Annotated in this window: 21 protein-coding genes; 11 read left to right on the plus strand and 10 right to left on the minus strand. The window is 54.1% G+C overall.

Annotated features, from left to right (window positions below; all coding sequences use genetic code 11):
• The first annotated feature begins 340 nt into the window (after positions 1–340).
• From CFI10_RS02255 to CFI10_RS02265, 3 genes are all read left to right on the plus strand, one after another.
• Entirely contained in the window at positions 341–1,672 is a 1,332-nt protein-coding gene (locus CFI10_RS02255; protein ID WP_206838833.1) for a DUF4236 domain-containing protein, read from the plus strand.
• A 70-nt stretch (positions 1,673–1,742) separates the two neighbouring features.
• Positions 1,743–2,039, plus strand: coding sequence for a hypothetical protein (locus CFI10_RS02260; protein ID WP_206838840.1), 297 nt, complete (start codon positions 1,743–1,745; stop codon positions 2,037–2,039).
• Entirely contained in the window at positions 2,008–2,322 is a 315-nt protein-coding gene (locus tag CFI10_RS02265; protein ID WP_206838842.1) for a 3'-5' exonuclease family protein, read from the plus strand. The genes CFI10_RS02260 and CFI10_RS02265 overlap by 32 nt, the downstream gene beginning before the upstream one ends.
• Here CFI10_RS02265 and CFI10_RS02270 read toward each other — a convergent pair.
• On the minus strand, positions 2,266–2,691 hold the full coding sequence (locus CFI10_RS02270; protein WP_206838843.1) for a hypothetical protein: 426 nt from the start codon (positions 2,689–2,691) through the stop codon (positions 2,266–2,268). The genes CFI10_RS02265 and CFI10_RS02270 overlap by 57 nt on opposite strands.
• Before the next feature lie 102 nt (positions 2,692–2,793).
• On the opposite strand from CFI10_RS02270, the gene mobQ reads away from it, so the two are divergent.
• Genes mobQ through CFI10_RS02290 form a run of 4 tightly spaced genes read left to right on the plus strand, consistent with a single transcriptional unit; the run spans position 2,794 to position 5,593 of the window.
• Positions 2,794–4,311 (plus strand): MobQ family relaxase, encoded by a 1,518-nt coding sequence (gene mobQ, locus CFI10_RS02275; protein ID WP_206838845.1) that lies wholly within the window; start codon positions 2,794–2,796, stop codon positions 4,309–4,311.
• An 8-nt stretch (positions 4,312–4,319) separates the two neighbouring features.
• Positions 4,320–4,910: a 3'-5' exonuclease gene (locus CFI10_RS02280; RefSeq protein WP_206838847.1), complete on the plus strand. Its 591-nt coding sequence runs from the start codon at positions 4,320–4,322 to the stop codon at positions 4,908–4,910.
• A gap of 11 nt (positions 4,911–4,921) precedes the next feature.
• Positions 4,922–5,272: a hypothetical protein gene (locus CFI10_RS02285; RefSeq protein ID WP_206838849.1), complete on the plus strand. Its 351-nt coding sequence runs from the start codon at positions 4,922–4,924 to the stop codon at positions 5,270–5,272.
• Positions 5,273–5,326: 54 nt separating this feature from the next.
• Positions 5,327–5,593 carry a hypothetical protein gene (locus CFI10_RS02290; protein ID WP_206838851.1) on the plus strand — a complete coding sequence of 89 codons (267 nt, stop codon included), beginning with the start codon at positions 5,327–5,329 and terminating at the stop codon, positions 5,591–5,593.
• A 152-nt stretch (positions 5,594–5,745) separates the two neighbouring features.
• Here CFI10_RS02290 and CFI10_RS02295 read toward each other — a convergent pair whose 3' ends face one another.
• On the minus strand, positions 5,746–5,979 hold the full coding sequence (locus CFI10_RS02295) for a hypothetical protein (RefSeq protein ID WP_206838853.1): 234 nt from the start codon (positions 5,977–5,979) through the stop codon (positions 5,746–5,748).
• Positions 5,980–6,203: 224 nt separating this feature from the next.
• Here CFI10_RS02295 and CFI10_RS02300 point away from each other — a divergent pair, with 224 nt between their 5' ends.
• The 4 genes from CFI10_RS02300 to CFI10_RS02315 all read left to right on the plus strand — a co-directional run bounded on the left by CFI10_RS02300 (position 6,204) and on the right by CFI10_RS02315 (position 10,754).
• The gene (locus CFI10_RS02300) at positions 6,204–7,574 is read left to right on the plus strand and encodes a hypothetical protein (RefSeq protein ID WP_206838855.1); all 1,371 of its coding nucleotides are present in this window, start codon (positions 6,204–6,206) and stop codon (positions 7,572–7,574) included.
• On the plus strand, positions 7,558–7,932 hold the full coding sequence (locus CFI10_RS02305; RefSeq protein ID WP_206838857.1) for a hypothetical protein: 375 nt from the start codon (positions 7,558–7,560) through the stop codon (positions 7,930–7,932). Before CFI10_RS02300 ends, CFI10_RS02305 begins: the two co-directional genes overlap by 17 nt.
• Positions 7,933–8,624: 692 nt before the next feature.
• A complete protein-coding gene (gene tnpC / locus CFI10_RS02310; RefSeq protein ID WP_206834310.1) occupies positions 8,625–10,067 on the plus strand; it encodes an IS66 family transposase in 1,443 nt (480 codons plus the stop codon).
• A 102-nt stretch (positions 10,068–10,169) separates the two neighbouring features.
• The gene (locus CFI10_RS02315) at positions 10,170–10,754 is read left to right on the plus strand and encodes a replication initiator protein A (RefSeq protein ID WP_206838858.1); all 585 of its coding nucleotides are present in this window, start codon (positions 10,170–10,172) and stop codon (positions 10,752–10,754) included.
• A 173-nt stretch (positions 10,755–10,927) separates the two neighbouring features.
• Here the strand turns inward: CFI10_RS02315 and CFI10_RS02320 are convergent, their stop codons facing one another.
• From CFI10_RS02320 to CFI10_RS02355, 8 genes are all read right to left on the minus strand, one after another.
• Positions 10,928–11,452: a gamma carbonic anhydrase family protein gene (locus tag CFI10_RS02320; RefSeq protein ID WP_206838860.1), complete on the minus strand. Its 525-nt coding sequence runs from the start codon at positions 11,450–11,452 to the stop codon at positions 10,928–10,930.
• A gap of 75 nt (positions 11,453–11,527) precedes the next feature.
• On the minus strand, positions 11,528–12,952 hold the full coding sequence (locus CFI10_RS02325; protein ID WP_206838863.1) for an aldehyde dehydrogenase family protein: 1,425 nt from the start codon (positions 12,950–12,952) through the stop codon (positions 11,528–11,530).
• 25 nt (positions 12,953–12,977) lie between these two features.
• Positions 12,978–14,627 carry a thiamine pyrophosphate-dependent enzyme gene (locus tag CFI10_RS02330; RefSeq protein ID WP_206838865.1) on the minus strand — a complete coding sequence of 550 codons (1,650 nt, stop codon included), beginning with the start codon at positions 14,625–14,627 and terminating at the stop codon, positions 12,978–12,980.
• 239 nt (positions 14,628–14,866) lie between these two features.
• Positions 14,867–16,150, minus strand: a complete 1,284-nt coding sequence (locus CFI10_RS02335) for a TRAP transporter large permease (RefSeq protein ID WP_206838867.1) — start codon at positions 16,148–16,150, stop codon at positions 14,867–14,869.
• A complete protein-coding gene (locus tag CFI10_RS02340) occupies positions 16,147–16,647 on the minus strand; it encodes a TRAP transporter small permease (RefSeq protein ID WP_206838877.1) in 501 nt (166 codons plus the stop codon). The genes CFI10_RS02335 and CFI10_RS02340 overlap by 4 nt, the downstream gene beginning before the upstream one ends.
• Positions 16,648–16,667: 20 nt before the next feature.
• Positions 16,668–17,657: a TRAP transporter substrate-binding protein DctP gene (gene dctP / locus CFI10_RS02345; RefSeq protein ID WP_206838887.1), complete on the minus strand. Its 990-nt coding sequence runs from the start codon at positions 17,655–17,657 to the stop codon at positions 16,668–16,670.
• A gap of 62 nt (positions 17,658–17,719) precedes the next feature.
• Positions 17,720–18,664: a hydroxymethylglutaryl-CoA lyase gene (locus tag CFI10_RS02350; RefSeq protein ID WP_206838890.1), complete on the minus strand. Its 945-nt coding sequence runs from the start codon at positions 18,662–18,664 to the stop codon at positions 17,720–17,722.
• Positions 18,661–19,818: a CaiB/BaiF CoA transferase family protein gene (locus CFI10_RS02355; protein WP_206838892.1), complete on the minus strand. Its 1,158-nt coding sequence runs from the start codon at positions 19,816–19,818 to the stop codon at positions 18,661–18,663. The genes CFI10_RS02350 and CFI10_RS02355 overlap by 4 nt, the downstream gene beginning before the upstream one ends.
• Positions 19,819–19,864: the final 46 nt, after the last annotated feature.

Consider the following 19,864-nt stretch of genomic DNA (forward strand, 5'->3'; position numbering starts at 1 on the left):
TCTGTCATATTGCTCACAGGTGACGCCTATAAGGGCATGTAGCTACTCCACCAGAGGTTGATATGATCAAACAGGGGATCCGACTCATGTTGGCAACAATGGTGATGCTGGTCTTGTCCGGGTGTTACGCTTGGCAGGATGAAAGAAACTTCCGTGAGGCCTGCTACCTGAATGGCGGAACACCGGAGTTTGCAAGAACCAGTTGGGGGATTACCTACAGCATGCATTGCCGATATGACCGATAAGGCAGCTTCGGGCCCCATTTGAGCACGATACGCTGGCCTGGCTAACCCCGTGATCTGACGACCATCACAACAAGGATGTTCTATACACAACTATTATGGCTTTTCGATTTCGTAATACCATTCGTCTGGCGCCGGGCATTCGGCTGAACCTCGGTAAACGCGGCGTCAGCCTCTCTGCCGGTGTGCGGGGTGCGTCCGTTACGCTGGGTAAAAATGGCCTCTGGGGCAATGTTGGCGCTCCTGGTACAGGCATGTCCTATCGCACCCGGCTGTCCGGCTCGCCCAGTCACCAGCGGCGTGCACAGCGTGAGCAGCAGCGCCAAAGCAACCATGCCGCCTCTTCAGCGCCAGAGCTGACGGCTTTCAAAGCAATACTGGATGAAAGAGGCCAAGTGAGCCTGGTGGATCAGGAGGGTCAGCCATTGAGCGCATCCCAGCGTAGGATGGTGTGGTCGGACTACGATGATCGCATGACCACCTGGCTCCAGTCCGAGATGGACGCCATCAACGGTGACATGGATCTGCTGCTGGAGATCCATCAGGATATCGTGCCGCCGGGAAGTGCCATCCCGGATTACGAGCCCGAAGCCTTTGAACAACCGGCTCCCATCAAGCCCGAGCGCGAGCGTCGTCCCCCGCGACCAGTGAAGCCGGAGTTGGAGGTCAGCTTCTGGGATCGGCTGATCCCGGGGCGTCAGCAGCGACTGATTCAAGCGCAGGAACAGGATCTACAAAATTGGGAGTCCGAACTGGAGGCGTGGAAGCACCATTGCCTGCAGATCGACAAGACCTATGAGCAGTGTCTGCAACAGTATGAGCGACAGGTTGCTGAATGGAATCGGGCATGGGAAGCTCATCAGCAAGCGCAGACTCAACTGGCGCAGATGTTCGCGGAGCGACTCAAAACCGATGAAGACCTGATGGTCGACATTCTTACAGCGGAGTTCAGTGATCTGGACTGGCCGCGCGAAACCCTGGTGGACTTTGATATCGACCTGGCCAGCCAGGGTGTGTATCTGGATGTGGACCTGCCCGAGATCGAAGACATCCCGGCCCGCAGCGCTGAATTTGGTGCCCGTAACCGCCGCCTGCTAATCAAGGACAAATCCGATCGCCAACGCCGAGAGGAATACGCCCGACATATCCACGGTATCGTACTGAGACTGGCGGGTGTTGTGCTGGGGCTGTTGCCGGGAATCGAGCGGGTAGTGGTCTCGGGATATTCTCAGCGGCTGGACCCGGCCACCGGGCATATCAACGGCGACTACCTGCTCTCAGTGGCGATAGATAAAGCCCGCTTTGCTGAACTGAATTTTGAGCAACTGGAACAGGTAGATCCGATTGCTGCACTTGAGCGTTTTGATCTTCGACGCGAGATGACCAAGACCGGCATTTTTCGGCCGGTGGCACCGATAGATCCAGTGTGATCAAGCACGATTTGACCTGCCGGGTAGTCTGGTAGAACCTCTACAGGAGCGATACAGAGAGGACGCACCCATGAGAATCATGACGCAGAAGCTTGTAGATGTCGTTGAAGATGTACGCTGTGATATCTGTGGTGACAGCACATCGAGTGAAGGTAAGCATGCCCCTCAATTTGGTGTGCTCAACGCTGATTGGGGGTATGGGTCCCGCCATGATGGAGAACGATACGAGTTGCACCTGTGCGAAGGCTGTTTCTTTTCTGCGTTGGCGACACTGAAGCAGGAGCGCCAAGCCTGCCGCATGTTTGACGACAACGCGGATGATCGGGCTGCAGAGTTTGGACTGGTGGTTAAAAGCGAACACGGATGAGGAGGATGCCTTTGCCCGCATTTTGGTGCAAACCGCAGCAGCGCATGGTGATCCGGCCGACTGGGTGCGCGGTCTCGACACACGGTGCGCTATGTACCGTGCCGCGGACGTATACGGCGCGACAAACCGCTACGGCACCATTAGCCTGGCTAACGCAGCGGCGCGTGCAGGCATTGAGTTTGTTGGGCGGGCGCACAGCGCCGCAGGCGATGCGGCTACAACTGCATTACTGTGGCGTACCATGTCCATGTCCATGTCCATGTCCCTGTCCCTGTCCCGGTAATAGTGGATCTGCTGGATCGAGTTGGGTTTCCGGCTCTGGTTCTTTTTGGGTATTCTCGGTCGCATTTTTGCCCGGATGTACCTCCTGAGCGGACTCCTGCCGTCCCTCGGAGGTAGGTGTTTCTACAAGTTCCAGGCCTAGAAATTCACGGTCCCGAGAGGTTTTAATGTAGGTGTGTAGTAGCTGATTAATCCACTGCTGGTCAATCGAGCCAGCTTTAACCGCTTCCTGCAGTGCGATACCCATCAGCATTTTTCGCCGGTTGTCGGCCTGTCGCTCGGCCTTGCGCTCTTTCGATTTCTCTTGCTGTATACGGGCCTTTAGTTGCTCCTGCTGTTTCAGCAGTTGTTCTAGCTTGCTCGATGTCATGCGTTCACCCCTGATTACTGGTTAACCTTTGCCCAGTTTAGCATAGTTGGCTATACTCATTTGCAGGAAAGTAGCACCCGCTGTTTCCCGAAAGGCGCACTTATGCAAACTTTGTTTGCGTGCGATCTGGCCAGAGGCCAGATGAAAATCAAGATCAAGAGCAGACCGATGGCCGACTATCACAACAGTGTTAAACCGATTTCCCGCAGCAGCGGTCGCAGTGCGACCGGCGCAGCGGCGTATCGGTCTGGTACTAAGATTGTCGATGAGCGCACCGGCCTGATACACGACTACACTCGCAAAACGGGTGTGGTGTCAGCCGAGCTTGTGTTGCCTGAGGGTACGCCCGAGTGGGCGACCGATCGCCCTGCGCTTTGGAATGCCGCTGAACAAGCTGAAACTCGTGTTAACTCGACGGTTGCGCGTGAATTTGAGCTAGGTTTGCCGTGGGAGCTGAACGATCAGCAGCGTTACGACCTGGCGCACCAATTTGCGCGCGAAGTGGTGGCCGAACATGGGTGTGTTGTTGACGTGAACATCCACCGACCGCACGCCAAGGGCGACAAGCGCAACCAGCACGCGCACCTGTTGTGCAGCACCCGCCGGTTGACCGCCGACGGGTTCACCGAAAAATGCCGTGAGTTGGATTCAAAAAAGACCGGCCCGGCGCTGGTTCGCAAGTGGCGTGCGCGTTGGGCCGAGCTGACAAACGAAGCACTGGCGGCGGCGGGGCACAGTGCGCGTGTTGATCACCGATCCCACCGTGACCGTGGGCTGGACGTTGAGCCGACCGTTAAGCTCGGTCAGGCCGCATCCGCGCTGGAACGTAAGGCCCAGGCAAAGGCCGAGGCCACCGGCCAGCAGTACGAGCCGGTAACGGAGCGCGGCCGAATTAACCAGGCGATCCGCACGCGCAACGCGAACGTGGTCAGCCTGAGCGACCGGCTCAGCCAAGTAGAGCAGCAGATACGCGCCGAGCGCCTGCGGCTTGCACTGTTTAACCAGCCCGCCGCGCAGCTGCAGCAGCGCCTGCAGGGGCTGCGCAACGTGGGCGCGTACCTGCAGCAAAATCCACAGTACGCGGCGCTGTTGCACCAGTACAAGGAGGCGCAGCGTCTTGCCGGTTACAGCCGCGAATATGCGCGCATGTGCCGTGACGATCTTGCCAAGTACGAGCGTGAGCACCCGATCGTCACACGGTTTGTCAGTAGTGGGTTGCGCAAACCAGATGCTGAGCACGCGCAGCTGTTGGAGGCCGTGGCCGAGGCTAACGCCAGTGCACGGGTCGATAGTAACAGCGCCAAGGCTTTGAGGGTTCAGGGTGATCAGCTACACGCGAAGCTAGGGCAGCGTTTTGATGCGTCCGAGCCGGAACGGCTGACCGAAGCTGAACGGATCGAGGCGGTTCTGGCGGATCCGGAATACCAAGCGCTAGAGCGTGAGCGTGCTGAGAGTGTGCAGACCGAACCACCGCAGGAAACGGAACCAGGCGACGACCAGCAAATGCTGAGCTTGGATGAACTGGTCGATCTCGAAGATATTGAGCAGACGCAGGACGAAACCGGCCTTGATGAATTTAATGATGCGCCCAATCCGCTCAATGGGCCGAATTTCGGTTAGCTGCTGATATGAGTCAGACACTGATTTTAATCGTGGATCTTGAGGCAACCTGCTGGGAGAACCATATTGCCCCATCGGGGTGCCGGCAGTCCGTGGATGAAATGGAAATCATCGAATTCGGTTGTGTGATCGCAACACGCATCGGTGAAGTGCTGGATAGGCGTTCTTTTCTCGTGCGACCAAGGGTTCATCCTGAGTTGAGTCCGTTCTGCCAGCAACTCACTACGATCAGTCAGGCGATGGTGGATGCAGCACCCCTGCTCACCGAGGTCGTACCGGAGATTGACGCCTGGCTGAACCAATGGCCTGACCTGACTTACTGGGCCAGTTGGGGCAATTATGATCGGCGGCATATCGAAGCTCAGTCCATGCGCGAAGGTGTGATGCCAGGCTTCATGCGCCTGCCGCACCTGAATCTGAAGACGATCTGGAAAAACACGACGGGCGAGCGCAAGCGCAACGGGTTGGGGTCGGCGCTCAAGTATCACAACCTGGCGTTCGGTGGGCAGCCACACCGAGGGATTGATGACGCTTGCAACATGGCACGCCTGCTGTCCTGTATGGACTGGTGTTTTGCTTCGATTGCACGAACGAACTGATGGGTGTAGCCATGAATACATTTGTGACGTGTGAAATACGAAGGCTTGAGTTCTTCAACCTGTATCCAGCCAGCGGTGATCCTGTCGTGCGTATTCGGGCGACCGTCGTGAAAGATAATGTTGGCCGGTTTGACCCTGATGACTGGGTGCTCACATCCTCTGTTGTCGGCAGTGAGCAAGGGGAAGGCTTTATTGACTACTTAACCCACAGCGGTTCCCGATATCGGACATATGACGCGCTTGAGCAATGCAGGGACTTTCATTTCAAAATTGGCGTTAATCTGGTGAACTCGATGTTACTTGGTGGTCGGGGTGCAACGCTGTCAGCGATGTACCCCGACGCCATTGTGAATTCAGGCTGATTGCGCTGTGATTATTTTGGGTCTGGCTACAGAGTCGCTTAGCCTGGTGTCTGAGTGATTGATGCCATGAGCAGTATGCGAATTCTTGCCGAGTGCGCAAAGCGTTCCTGGCGCTACAACCAGCCGACAGCGGTGCTGACGGATCCTATGGACTGGGAAGGAGCCTTGTTGGTTGTTGTCGGTGATCCCGTTGTTGAGTCTTATGAGTGGGTCTATATCACAGAGAAAGTCCAAATCATCGAGAGCAGCAATCACGGATATCGGAGTACCCAGGCAGCATTTCGTGATGGATTGGTATCCCGCATTCATCCTCGTAGTTGACGGGCGTTTCAAGATAAAACTCCCACCCGGCCGCGCTGATCGATACCGGGGCGACCTACTGTAGCCCTGAGCCTGCCTGAGTACAGGACAGTCACCCGCTGTTTCGAAGTATAGGACGCACGAGTGCGTTGTATGCCGTGCAGGGCCATCGCTTATCCCGACATCCGTGATGTTATAGCTGATAGCAGCCGGTCGGCCAGAACCGCCTTCTCGTGCCAAATCAGGTCTAGCTTTCGGCTCAGGTCGTGACCAACACCCTGCCCGCTGTGTATCTGACTGATCAGAACTCTGTGCTGCTGATTCAGCTCGATCCATCTCCGCAGGTCCACCTGCTGCTCATCATGCCAATGTCCCGGTTCGAGAGCTTTGCTGATTGCTGCTTCCATGCAACCTCCATGTTTCTGTCTGTATAGGTGATACCCGATTTACACTCACAAACGCCATTAGCCCAGCGTTTCTGGGCAGCTCAGTTTAGAACACATTAACCCAATACCCTTAACGGCAGGTATCTTTTCGGGCGGAGATCTTCATAGAAATTTTTAGTTTATTATTGATATATTAAAAATTCGGATATATAGTTCGAAAACTTGGTTTTTAAATGGAGGTGGGTATGGGTTATGCAGTCAGTGCACTAGAGCAAATGGGCGATGAGCTGGTGGAAGCGATGCGAGATTACGTTGAGAACGGTTTGTGCTACCTGGGAGGCTGTATCACATCACTAGAAACGTATGTGAAACAGCGCCAAATCCCAACACCGCTCCTTGCGAGCAATGGCCTTGATGAAATCGGTCATGCCATTGAGATACTGGGTTGCGCAATGGAGCTCAGACCTAAAGAAGCTGAGGCGTGCCACACACGGGTTTTCATGCCGAAGTGGGCCCTGATAGACCAGAATCCTTTGCAAGAGCTCCTGAATCAGGCCGAACTTTGTTACGCATTGGATTTTGAAGAAGTTCTCTATCGAGATTCATCAGGGGCCTCACTGAAAGCACTCACACTGGATGATCTGGCGACCCTCACCGGGCAGCGGGTATCCAGTGTCCGAAACGCCACCGGAGCACATGGTGACCTGACAACAGTCCACCTTGAGAACGTGACCGATCGGGACGGGAACAGGTTGTCGCAGACAGTGTTTGTTGAATATGAAGTTGCGCTGCAGTGGTTGCAGAAGAAAAACGCTTACGCTCCCCTACGAGAAGAGACAGAGACTGAAAGTATGCTTACACGGAAAATCGCTGAATACGGCCCCCGTTTTGAAGGCAAGTCACTACCTGATTTCCTGAAGATTTCAGAGCAGGGGGAGCTGGCTACCTATTACGCACCGTTTGAACACGTCAACGAACACGCCAAGGTTGTACTGTGCGGCATCACTCCGGGTGCTCAACAGGCTGAAATAGCCCTGAACACCTTTGCCCGTGCGCTGAATGAAGGCAAAACAAGAGAGGATGCGCTTCGCCTGGCTAAGGCAACCGCCAGCTTTGCCGGCCCCATGCGCACATCGCTAGTGAAAATGCTCGACCATGTAGGGCTACACACTGCGCTGGGACTGACCAGCTGCTCGGCGTTGTTCGGTGAACACGCTGACCTTGTTCACTACACCTCGGCCCTGCGTAATCCTGTATTTTTCCGTGGTCAGAACTACACTGGCAACCCACTGATGCTGAAAGAGTTTGAGCTTCGTTATCAGGTTGAAACGCACCTCAAAGACGAGGTGATGGAGCTTGGGTCCGATACGCTCTACATCCCTCTGGGCCCCAAACCAGACGCGGCCCTGCAACACCTGGCAGGCATGGGTTTGCTCAAATCAGAGCAGATTCTGAGTGGTATCCCTCACCCCTCCGGTGCCAATGCAGAACGCATCAAGTACTTCTGTGAGGAAAAGGATCGGAATGACCTTTCTTCCAGAACGAATGCTGATGCGCTGGATGCCGCAAGGGTCAGTGTGAAGAGCAAGATCAAGGCATATGCCGCTCAGCGCTGATAGCGATGTTCCGGTGGGGCTGCAGAGCTCCCCGGAAACCATCATGGTCAATACCAGGGACGATTCCGACATGAGATCTAAAGCCGTGAAGTTCGTAAACGACTCCAGAATTGCGCGTTTTCTGACAGGCGTCATCAATAGCAGTCCAAAATCGCAGGTAGAGATCGCCCGTGACATCGGCTTCGATAATCCGAACATGATCACCATGATTAAACAGGGCAGAACGAAGCTGCCCATTTCGAAGGTATTACCAGTGGCGGATAGTTTGGATTTAGACGCGAGGGAGCTGCTCACCCTCTGTATGCAGGAATACCAACCCGAGGAATGGACTGTAATCAGAGAGGTCTTCGACATTTAACCCCGACCGAAAGCGTGTGGCCAAAGTATCCCGGCCCTGCAAGGAGAGAAATCATGACTACGCTAACCAAACATGCCGAGAAGCGCTCGCCTCAAACCGGTTTCCAAGGCTGCTTTCAGGCTTTAACGTCAACCAAGCCTTGCCCAAAAAAGATCAACTAACTCTACCATTATGAACGCTCAGAAGTGTTCGCAGTAACGGGGGCAGAACCCGTGATACTTATTTTGGCTTTGGCGAGCTGAAGCGTACCATCTTCGGCAGTTGGCCACCTTTCCAGCTCAACCATAAGTCGCACTTATCATCTGAATTCCCGTGGCCCCAGTACAAAATTTTTCCGAAATCCAAATTCTGACTATCGTCCTCACCCAAAACCACCCTCCATCAAAACCACACAAACATTGACACCCGCTGTCATACAAAATATAACAATTAGCGTAACTATTCAGCTCAAGTTCCTGCAAAAAGTTCTTGACAGGTTTTTTGTCAAAATATCTCCCAGTCCAGTGACAGTCGGTATTTCGCTTTAAAGCCTGCCTCAAGGTGCCGTACCGCCACTCTGTGGCGTCTGGCGGAGCTCTATGTCTCGGAGCGTGGGAGCAATGTAAAAGTTGCTCAGATCCGCACACAAAGCGAAAAATTTGACCTGAAAAAGTCGTGCGATAATAGGCCATCAATCGACGATACTCAGGCTCATGAAGATCAGCAATATGGATGTCGACGCCATCTTGGCGAACGTCAGACAACAGCTCCAGGACGACAAGACACTCTCGCCATCTCTGCGCGCAGCCATTGAGATGATGATGGTGCTGATCCAGATGATGACCGGCCGGCTCAACACGAACAGTACCAACAGCAGTACGCCGCCCTCCCAGGATCCGAACCGGCCCAAGAAGAGCCGCAGTAAAGGTGAGCGTAAACCGGGCGGACAGCCTGGCCGTATTGGCAAGACGCTGCAACGGGTCGAGGAGCCGGATGCGATCAAGACCGTGAAGGTCGACCGGCGCACCCTGCCTAAGGGCAGCGCATTCCGCGTGGTCGGCTATGAAAAGCGTCAGGTCTTCGATCTGGATATCAGCCGCTTCGTGACCGAGTACCAGGCCGAGATCCTGGAGAACGAACAGGGGCAACGCGTCACAGCGCCATTCCCGGCCGGTGTTGATCGTCCGGTGCAGTATGGTCCCCGCTTGAAAGCGCATGCGGTGTATCTGTCGCAGTACCAGCTGCTGCCCTACGAACGTGTCCGCGAATACTTTGAGGATCAGGTTGGTATCCCGCTCAGCGCAGGGTCGCTGTTCAACTTCAACCAAGACGCTTTCGACAAAGCTGAGGGCTTCGAGCACTGGGTTAAGGACCGTCTGGCCGAGTCGGTGCTGATTCACGCCGATGAAACCAGCATCAACATCGGTGGCCAACGCCGCTGGCTGCATTGCGCCTCGAATGATGACCTGACCTGGCTGGCGCCCCATGCTCACCGGGGTCACGAGGCGATGGAGGCCATCGGTATCCTGCCGCGCTTCCACGGCGTGCTTTGTCATGACCACTGGAAACCGTACTACCGCTATCAGTGCCGGCATGCGCTCTGTAATGCCCACCATCTGCGCGAGCTTCAGCGCGCCTGGGAGCAGGACAAACAGACCTGGGCGCAGCGCATGCAAACCCTGTTGTGCACCATGGAGGATGCCGTTAAGAGTGCGGGCGGCAGCCTGCCGCCTGAAAAGGCAGAAGGGTGGCGAAAGGCCTACCGGCAATGCCTCAAAAAAGCGGAAGACGAGTGTCCGCCACCGGATGAAAACCAACGGCAGGGCAAGCGTGGTCGGCTCAAACGCTCTCGGGCGCGCAACCTGCTGGAGCGGTTGCGCGACTATGAGGCAGATGTTTTGCGCTTTCTGGACGATCCGGCGGTCCCCTTTACGAACAACCAAGGCGAGCGTGATATCCGTATGCTCAAGGTGCAGCAGAAGATCTCTGGCTGCTTCCGCTCGATGGATGGGGCACAGATCTTCTGTCGTGTGCGCAGCTATCTGTCGACGGCGCGCAAGCAAAACCTGAGTGGTTCCGAGGCGTTGACACTGTTGTTCGAAGGACGTTTGCCGACCTTCATGGCAGCGCCAAGCGATAATCCGAAAACTTTTTAAATCAAGCCAACTGAATAGTTACACTAATACAAGGATATCTTGAGGATGAGTATAAACTCAAATGAGTTAATACTCATCTATTTGGTCTCATGAGGCGTGTTTATGGCAAAGCAATTTGATAACAATATTGAAGATTTCCTTGAGGGCGACAGGCCGGATGAGATGGATCAAAAACACACATCAAAATTGCGGCGCCCCCCTCCTGGGGATCACCAAGCAGACTTTTTCATTCCTCAACTTTATGACGTAGGCACCCGTGACAGCAGAAACATAATGGATGTAGCTGTTTTCCGTCTCTCTAAACGCAACAATAGAGCAAACAGCCTTATCCGATACGACCTGTCAGATGGCTTTGTCGAAGTACGTTCAGGCTCTGCAGGGATGGCTACTATCTGGGACTACGATTTGGTGTTGATGGCTATATCTCATCTAACAGAGTCAATGAACCGTTACAAAAAAGATGGCGGTGAATTTCCAAGCCGCGTATTCCACCCTCACATTAGCGACATACTTAAGTTTTGTCGTCGAGGAACGGGAGGAAAACAGCGGCAGAATTTGTTAGATACGCTTCTAAGGCTCAACACCACCCATATATCTATTGAGCGAAAAAAGAAAAAACACGGCGAAACATACATAATTTCCCGGGTCTGTAAAAATTCGCAGATATTGGTTGAGCATGCGTTCTGACAGAAGCACTTACGTCAATCTGTGCCGATCACTGCGCAGTGGTAAAGCACACCCAATGTCCGCAATGGGCCAAAATCGGGTGTGCTGAGAGGTTGTAATAGCGTCAAGTCGAAGCGCGAACAACCTCTTGAGCATCTTCGTTTAGTTCGACAACAAATAACCGTTTAAAGGCTTCAGTCTATCCGTTTCAGCTTGGTCGGGTACTCGCGCGCCTTGCCAACATAGGACAGGGCGTTGGCGCGTAACGCTTCGATCGCCTCGTCACTGAGCTGGCGAACCACCTTGGCTGGGCTGCCCAGAATCAGCGAATTATCCGGGAACTCCTTGCCTTCGGTCACCAGCGCGCCAGCGCCGACCAGGCAATTCTTGCCGATTCTGGCGCCGTTCAATACCACGGCCTGAATGCCGACCAGCGAGTTGTCGCCGATGGTGCAGCCGTGCAGCATCGCCTGGTGACCGATGGTGACGCCGTCACCCACCTGGAGCGGAAAGCCCGGATCGGTGTGCAGTACGGCACCGTCTTGCACGTTACTGCCGGCGCCGATGCGGATTGGCTCATTGTCGGCGCGCAATACCGCCTGTGGCCAGACGCTGGCACCGGGAGCGAGCGTGACCTGACCGATCAAGGTGACCTGTTCGTGGACATAGGCAGTTTTGTCTATCGTGGGACGTTGACCGTCGTATTCATATGTAGCCATGCTGAAAAAAACCTGCTTGTGCTTTCTAGAGATTAACTAAAAGGCCTGCAGGTACACTTAGCAGGCCTTTTTCAACTATTGACGATGAATCTTGACGGTCTGGATTGAGGTACATTCTTCAAGGCCAAAGCGACCAAATTCAACTCCAAAACCTGACTCTTTAACGCCACCGAAAGGTGCATCCGGTTGCACCCCGCCGTGGCCATTGATCCAGACGGTACCACATTCCAATTGGCGCCCGACCTCTTCGGCTTGTGCGAGATCATCACCCCACACGGAACCACCCAGCCCATTTGGGCTATCGTTCGCGAGCCTGATGGCTTCTTTAATGGATGGGTAGGAAATAATGGGCAGAACCGGGCCGAACTGCTCCTGATCAACCAGCTCACAGCCGTTAGTCAGTCCAGCCACCAGCGTTGGTTCATAGAAATACCCAAGCCCTTCGATGCGTTTGCCGCCACACAGGATCTGGCCGCCTTCACGGGTAGCCGCAGCAACCAGGTTTTCAACGATTGTGCGCTGTGCTTCATTCTGAATCGGGCCTAGCTCTATGTCCGGATTTAGCCCATTACCTATCTTGAGGCCCCTGGCAACAGCCACCAAGCGCTCACAAAGAGCACCGTATTGGCTTTCATGCACATAGAGCCGCTTCAGGCAGGCACAGGTTTGGCCATTATTATGGAAGGCAGCGGCGAAAATATCACTGGCGATGCGGTCGAGGTTGCTGCCCGGAAGCACAATGGCGGCATCATTGCCACCCAACTCAAGTACCAATCGCTTCAGACTGTTGGACGCGGCGGCCATAATGCGTTTGCCGGTGGCGGTTGAGCCGGTGAAAACCACCTTGTTGACGGCCGGTGCTGACGTGAGTCGCTGGCCAATATCGCCGGCGCCCATGACAATATTGAGTACACCAGGAGGGAGTACGCTATTGGCGAGTTGCACGAAACGAGCGGTCGTTAGTGGGGTCAGCTCCGATGGTTTGATCACCACGGTATTACCGGCCCGAATGGCGGCAATCAGATGCCAGATGGCAATTAGCAGGGGCCAGTTCCAGGGAGTAACCGAAGCAACTACGCCCAGCGGCTTGCGAGTGACGGCCACATAGGCTGTTTCATCGTCCTGAATGATCTCATCCGGCAGATTGATGTCAGCAGTAACGTGTGACCAGATCGAGGCCCCCATTACCTCCATGGTGGCGCCCACGCCGCCCAAACCGACAACCGGTTTGCCGGTTTCACATACTACCAATTCAATCAATTCATCCTTGTGCTCTTCGATCAACGCGCCGAGTTCATGTATCAGTGCCTTGCGCTCTTGGTCAGGGCGAATAGACCAATCTGTAAAAGCCATTTTAGCGGCGTGGACGGCGGTATCGACATGGTGTTCACTGGCTCGGGCGCAGGTCGCAAACACCTCACTGGTTGCCGGGTTGACGATTGACAGTCTGTCATGACTGTCAATGGCGTGGCCATTGATGATCATGGGATAGTGTTTCATGTTGGTTTCCCTATAGTAGTTTTACTCACAAACAACCTTGCGGATGGATAAACTCCCAGGGAGAGCTTTCTTGACCGCGCTCGGACTGAACTTCGATTAAGCAAGGCTTATCCAACTCAATACACTTGGCCAGCACTGGCTTCAGCTGCGCAGGGGTACAGATGCGATAGCCCTGTACACCGAAGCTTTCAGCTAATTTGACGAAATCCGGTGTTGCCAGTTCGGAACCACTGAAACGCGACCCATACCCCAGTTCCTGATCACGGCGAACGTTCCCGTAAGAACGATTATTCACGACGATGCTGACCAGGCCAATGTTGAACTCAGCGGCGGTCATCAACTCCTGTACGCCGAACATGAAGCCGCCGTCACCACTGACCGAGACCACCGCCTTGTCTGGATTGGCGACCTTAACACCAAGCGCTGTTGGGAATCCGAAGCCGAGTGTGCCTTGATAGCCACCTTCGACGTAGGTGCGTGGCTGATACACCGGCAAGCCGCCCACCCAGGTTGTGAAGCCCATCTGAGATAATTCAGGTACATAGAAACCGTCGCGCGGCAGTACTTGGCGGATCACATCCAGGTAGGCCATCTGTGGCTGTACCTTTTGCAGTGCATGCCAAGCAACGGCTTTGGCACGTGCAATTTCCTCCAGGCGATCAGGATTGGGTGAAACTTGATTTTGCAGCTGGTCAACGAGCTGGCGACAAACATGAGCTGAGTCGCCGAGGATACCGATATCGGGTGCGAAGGTTTCCATTTGTGCCGGGTCAATATCGATGCGGATCAGTTTTGGGCCGCTTGAAGGCTTGGACTCATACTGCATGTAATTACCCCAGCGCATGTAGGGCATTTCCAGTCGAGAGCCGATACCGATGAGGAGATCACAGTCGTCCCACAACTGACGCGCCGCCACGGCGGACAGGCCCAGAGGGTGGTCTTCCGCCACGACACCACGGCCGCTTCGAAAGGCGGTGACCGGTGCGTTGAGCAGTTCGGCCAGTGCCTGGACCTCTTCGGCCGCATGCAGGGCACCTGCGCCGCACATTATCATCGGGTTGCGTGCCTGGGCGATCATGCGGATGGCTGACTTGAGATGATCTGGATCCATATCGGTTGCATGTGCAACCGTTGCAGGGGGGGCAGGAGGATCGAATTCGTGCTGGGCCGCCATGGTATCCCAGCACATCTCTAGAGTGACCGGCCCCGGTCGACCTTCTGCCGCCGAAGCATAGGCCTGATTAACGATTGTGGCGGTTTGCCGGGGGTCGGCAATGCTAAAGGCATCCTTGATGATTGATTTCAGCGTGCCAGCCTGGTCTTTCAGTTCGTGCAGATGGCCGCGTCCCTTGCCCAGGAAGCTGCTGGGGATTTGGCCGGTCAGGCCAACGACTGGGCTGCAGTTGCCCATTGCGGTGCAGAGCGCTGCCGTCGTATTCAGAATGCCGGGGCCAGGTACTACGGCAAAGGTACCGGTCTTGCCGGATGATTTGGCATAACCCATCGCCATGTAGGCGGCCGCCTGCTCATGGCGTGGAACTATCAAGTTGAGCTTCTGCTTATAGATACCGTCAAAAAGGGGGTAGATCTGGGCGCCTGGGATACCAAAAATGGTATCCACTCCATTTGCAATCACAGATTTAATAATAGCTTCACCGCCGGTCATTCGTTCCATGACTGGTTACCTTTTCAAATGATTCTTTTCAGGACCCAAGACATACCTATCCCTGTGCGTGGACGCAGGGGTGATATGGAAAAATGGCTTGGGTCAGGACAGTAGATGCACCAGCCTAGATTGCAGCCCAGGCTGGTTGTCAGTCGTGTACTGAAAAGAAGGGCGGTGGAATGGCGATACCACGAATGCTTCTCGACCAGTGCTGGCCGATAGAGAGGCGCCAAAGGTGTTGACTCAGGTTATTGACCATAGCCTGCACCATACGGCAAGAAGGTCGCAATTTCGGGAACCAGTATCAGTAGTGCCAGTCCTGTCAGCATCAGAAAAACATAGGGCACTGAGCCTGAAATGACCTCAGACAGTGGTGCTTGTGTGATTCCTTTGATGACAAACAGGTTCATGCCCACCGGTGGTGTGATCATAGCCAGTTCCAGGTTTACCATCAGCAGTACCCCATACCAGATCAGGTCAATATCTAGCGCCAGCATGGCCGGAAGCAGAATGGGCGTTGTGATCAGGATGATGGCAATTGACTCCAGAAACATGCCCATTACAAAGATAATGGCCATGACCATCAGGATAAAGCCCCATTTAGAGAAGCCGACACTGATAACCCACTCAGCAATCTCCGCCGGTAAACGGATAATGGTGATGGCATGACCAAACACATGTGCTCCCATGATGATGGCAAAGACCATCAAAGAAACGTGCATGGTTTCCATCAACGACTGCCTGAGTTCTTTGAACTTGAAACGCCGATAGATAAAAGTTGCTACCAGCAGAGCATAAAGAGAGCCTGCAGCGGCAGCTTCGCCTGGCGTGAAGACACCCAGATAGATTCCACCCATCACAAATGGTGGCATCATCAAGGCCCAGAACGCTTTTTTAGCGCTTTGCAGAACCTTTGCATGTCCTGGGTAATTGGGGGAGGACATTTTTCCCCGGTAAGCGCTGACGATGCAGTAAGCCGAAAACATCAATGCGATCATAAGCCCGGGTACAAGGCCGGCAAGGAACAGTGCACCGATTGAAGCGTCGGTCACGATGGAGTAAAGAATCATAGGGCCTGATGGTGGGATCAGAATACCCAAGGTACCACCGGCGGCAACCACACCCAAAGCGGAGCGACGACGATAGCCATATTTCTCCATCTGAGGAATGGCGCTGGAACCGATCGAAAGTGCAGTAGCGACAGAGGAACCGGAAATTGAAGCAAAAATGGTGCAGGACATAACTGTGGCTACACCCAGCCCACCTTTGATATGGCCGATCAGGTTGTGTGCAAACTGGTAAAGGTCATCAATCACATGCCCTCTGATCATAACCTGTGCCATGAATACAAACAGCGGAATGGTCGCTAAAATGCTTTTGTCCATGGTGGCATAGAGTGTGTCACCGATAGCGCCGATGTTCTCCCCAAATAATGCAAGAACAGCGATACCGGTAGCAGCGAGGGCCGCAAAGATAGGAACTCCCGCCAGTAGTAACACCAAAAGTCCGGCAAAAATCAGAATCGTTGTCATGATCGTTTCTCCGGTGTCTGATTGAGCAGACGTTCTAAGAAACGGGTGGCCGCAGCCAGCGCTAACAGTGCCGAGCCGATTGCCATGGGGACTTGTGTTACCCAAATCGGAGCATCGAGCTCACCGACCGAGTAGAGACCAAAATCACGATTAAACATCAAGGTTTCCCAGGAGGCGTCCAGAAATATAACGGCTACCGCAAACACTACGGCGTAGCCCAGCAGGCTGCAGATCTTCTGAATGGTGGGCGGAAAGCGAGGCGTCAGCAGGTCGATAGCAATGTGCCGGTCATCCAGAAGCACCGAGCTCAAGCCCAGAAATGCCATCGCGACCATCAAATAGCCGATCATTTCATCTGACCAGGTAAGCGGGGCATTTAGAAAGTACCGCATCAGAACGGCATAGCTGATCAGTGTAAATACCACTAGGATGAGAAGGGCGCTAAGCGCCCCTCCCAAACGGGGTAATACACGCAACACAATGAATAGCATGTTCATGTCCGTGATCACCCTGGCGGTTACTGAAGTTTGTCAATTAGCTCGATTAACTCATCGGTGTCGTCACCCGCCCACTTGGAGAAAGACTCGTTAAACGCCGGTAGCATGACTTCGGCAATAGCCTTTTGCTCTTCAGGTGATGCAAAGTGCAAGTTAACTCCCTTTTCACGTAACTGGTCAGGGGCTTGTCCCATCGCCTCGGTGGAAAGCTCGATAGCCCACTCAGATGCTTTAAGGCCGGCTTCATCCAGAACTCTCCGGTTCTCGGCCGAGAGCGTGTTGTACCAGCGTGGATTGGCAAAACCATGAGCATACACCGAGATAATTGGCAGTACGGTCATATGGTCTTGTACTTCGTAATACTTGCGGCTGACTGCCGCAGCGATATCGGTGATGGCCGCATCAATGACACCTGTGGACAGCGCTTGGTAAACATCGCCGCCGGACATGGAAACTGGGGATGCTCCCATCTTCTCCAGACCGGCATTAAACGGTGGCACGAGCCCCCGGATTTTGATGCCCTGAAAATCGGCAGGTGCCTTGAGATGTTTGCCGTTTGAGGTGAGAACAGATGTATTGGTCTGGAACATCCAAGTCAGATTTTTTAATCCCTTATCTTCCAGTTTGTTCTCCAGGAATTGGGCAGCCTCCGATGTGGGCCATTTTTTCCAGACCTCCATGTCACTGAAAGCGAAGGGCGCAGTGGTTACCAGCATGGCTGGCATGGTTCGCCCCCAGCCGAAGTTGAGGGCAAAGCCACACTCTATATCACCCTTGGCGACCGCTGGAATGACTTCTTTTGTGGAGACCAGGCTGTTGGCCGGGTAAACTTCAACTTTTAGTTCGCCCTTGGATTGAGCTTCGATTTCTTTTGCCCATTTATCGATTGCCATGCCGATGCTATGGGTAGGTGGGAACTGGTGTGCGCAGCGCATAGTATCAGCAGCAAGTGCTGTCCCAGAGAACAGGAATGAGGCGCTCAGCAGGGATGCGGTTATTGTTGTTTTCATGGTTACGCTCCTGATTTTATTATCGTGTATGGTTATTCTGCTGGCCCTGTCAGGACCGAAGGTTATGAACTGTATGTGAAATTTTTGGGCAACCCCGATTTGGCAATATCGCCATATACGGGCTCATTGGGCATGCTTTCCTGAATCAGCGCACGTGCCTGAACTAGTTGATTGATATCGATTCCGGTTGCAAAGCCCATCTTCTCGGTCAAGTAGACCAGATCTTCAATTACCACATTGCCGGTTGCGCCGGGTGCGAAGGGACAGCCGCCGAGTCCACCCAGGGACGCATCAAAAATGGTGGCACCTGCCTTGAGTGCGGCTGCGGCATTGGCCAAGCCTGTGCCGCGAGTGTTGTGCAGATGAACGACATAGGGTCTGCCGGACAGAAGAAGGGTCATGCGCTCACACACGGCGGCCACTTCAGCAGGACCACCATAGCCAACCGTATCGGCAACGCCGACAGTATCGGCTCCTGCTTCAAGGCATGCCTCGGCAATGCGGGCCACTTCATCCGGGTCTACGTGACCTGCGATGGAACAGCCAAATGCCATCGAAATGCCTGCGTTGACAACAGTGTTCGGGTTAAATCGGTCACGCAGTTCTACAGCATGTCGTATCGCCTTGATGCTATCCTCACGGCTGCGACGAGCGTTGGCCTGGTTGTGTTCTTCCGTGGCAGACATGACAACGGTAAGTTCATCAGCATCAGCTTTCAGGGCGTCTTCGATACCGCGCTCGTTCAGGACCAGAGCGATGGCCACCGCACCAGGCAGACTGTGCGTATAGGCGATGATCTCGCGCACATCCGCAAATTGGGGGAAACGGCTTGCCGGCAGGAACGAGCCGACTTCGAAATGGCGAATCCCGGCATCATATTCTGCCTTGATCCAGCGCTTTTTCTGCTCGGTACTCGGATACATCTCAGCCATTTGAATACCGTCACGCAGGCCGACTTCACGCACAATGACCTTTTGTTTTGGATATAGTTTTTCAACACGGCTCATGCTGTCTGTCCCTTTTTGATTGTGCTGCTGCCTGCGGTGAAAAACTCGGCGTTGTGCTGACCGATCTCTGGCAGGTCAAGGTTATCGGGCAAGAAGGGGTTGCCATCGATCTCTACCGGTAATCCCGGTGCTCTAAAAGTACGACCCTGTGCATGCGATTCAAACAGGCCGTTAGGACGATTTACGTGGGGGTCTTGATACATTTCCGCCGGGCGGGAAATCGGGGAGAATGGTAGTCCTTGTTCCTCTAATGCTGTGGCTAGGTACTCGAATGACTGGGCAGAAACAGCCTTGGCAATCAGCGGAATGGTCCAGCTACGTGCTTGGATCTGGTCCGGGCGATTTTGTAGTCGCTCATCTTCAAGTAGCTCACTAAGGCCCAACACCCTGCAAAGGGCCCGCCATTGTCCCTCGGTGACTGCACCGATAAAGATTTGCTTGCCAGTAGCTGTGTCGAAAATGTCATACACAGGCCAGGAAAAATTGCGCTCGGGCATCGGTGGCTCTTCGGTGCCTTCAAGATCAAACTGCACCATGTGTTGCGCAACCAGGAATAGGCAATTCTCAAATAGGCCAATGCGAAGAGAGTGGCCCTTACCATCATGCTGCCGTGCCAGTAGGGTGGACACCACGGCAAAGGCTCCGAACAGCCCCCCCATAATATCGTTGGCTGAGGAGCCTATGCGCAGTGGACGGCCAGTCGGTCCGGTCATGTATGCCATGCCGGTCATCATTTGAACTACTTCGTCCATAGCGGTCCGATTTTCGTAGGGTCCATGCAGAAAGCCCTTGCAGGAGGCAATAATCAACGATGGGTATTGAGCCTGCAGTTGAGCCGGAGAGAGTCCCATTTTTTCCAGTGACTGATCACGGAAATTCTCGATGAAGACATCAGCGCCATCCAGCAGTTGATGCAACTGGGCGCGATCAGATTCACTCTTGAGGTCAAGGGTCACGGATTTTTTACCGCGATTGAAGGTCGGGAAAAAGCCTCGGCCCATGCCGGTAAGGTTACGGGTTTTGTCACCCTCGGGAGGTTCGATCTTGATGACCTCTGCCCCCATAAAGGCTAAGAACATGGCACAGGACGGGCCCATGATCATATGGCTCATTTCGACGACGCGGACTCCAGAAAGTGGCTTATTGTTATTCATACCTGTCTCCAATTGACTGATGGACAAGTTATAGCCTCATATATAG

It is taken from the genome of Marinobacterium iners (genome assembly GCF_017310015.1).
Taxonomy (GTDB): Bacteria; Pseudomonadota; Gammaproteobacteria; order Pseudomonadales; family Balneatricaceae; genus Marinobacterium; species Marinobacterium iners.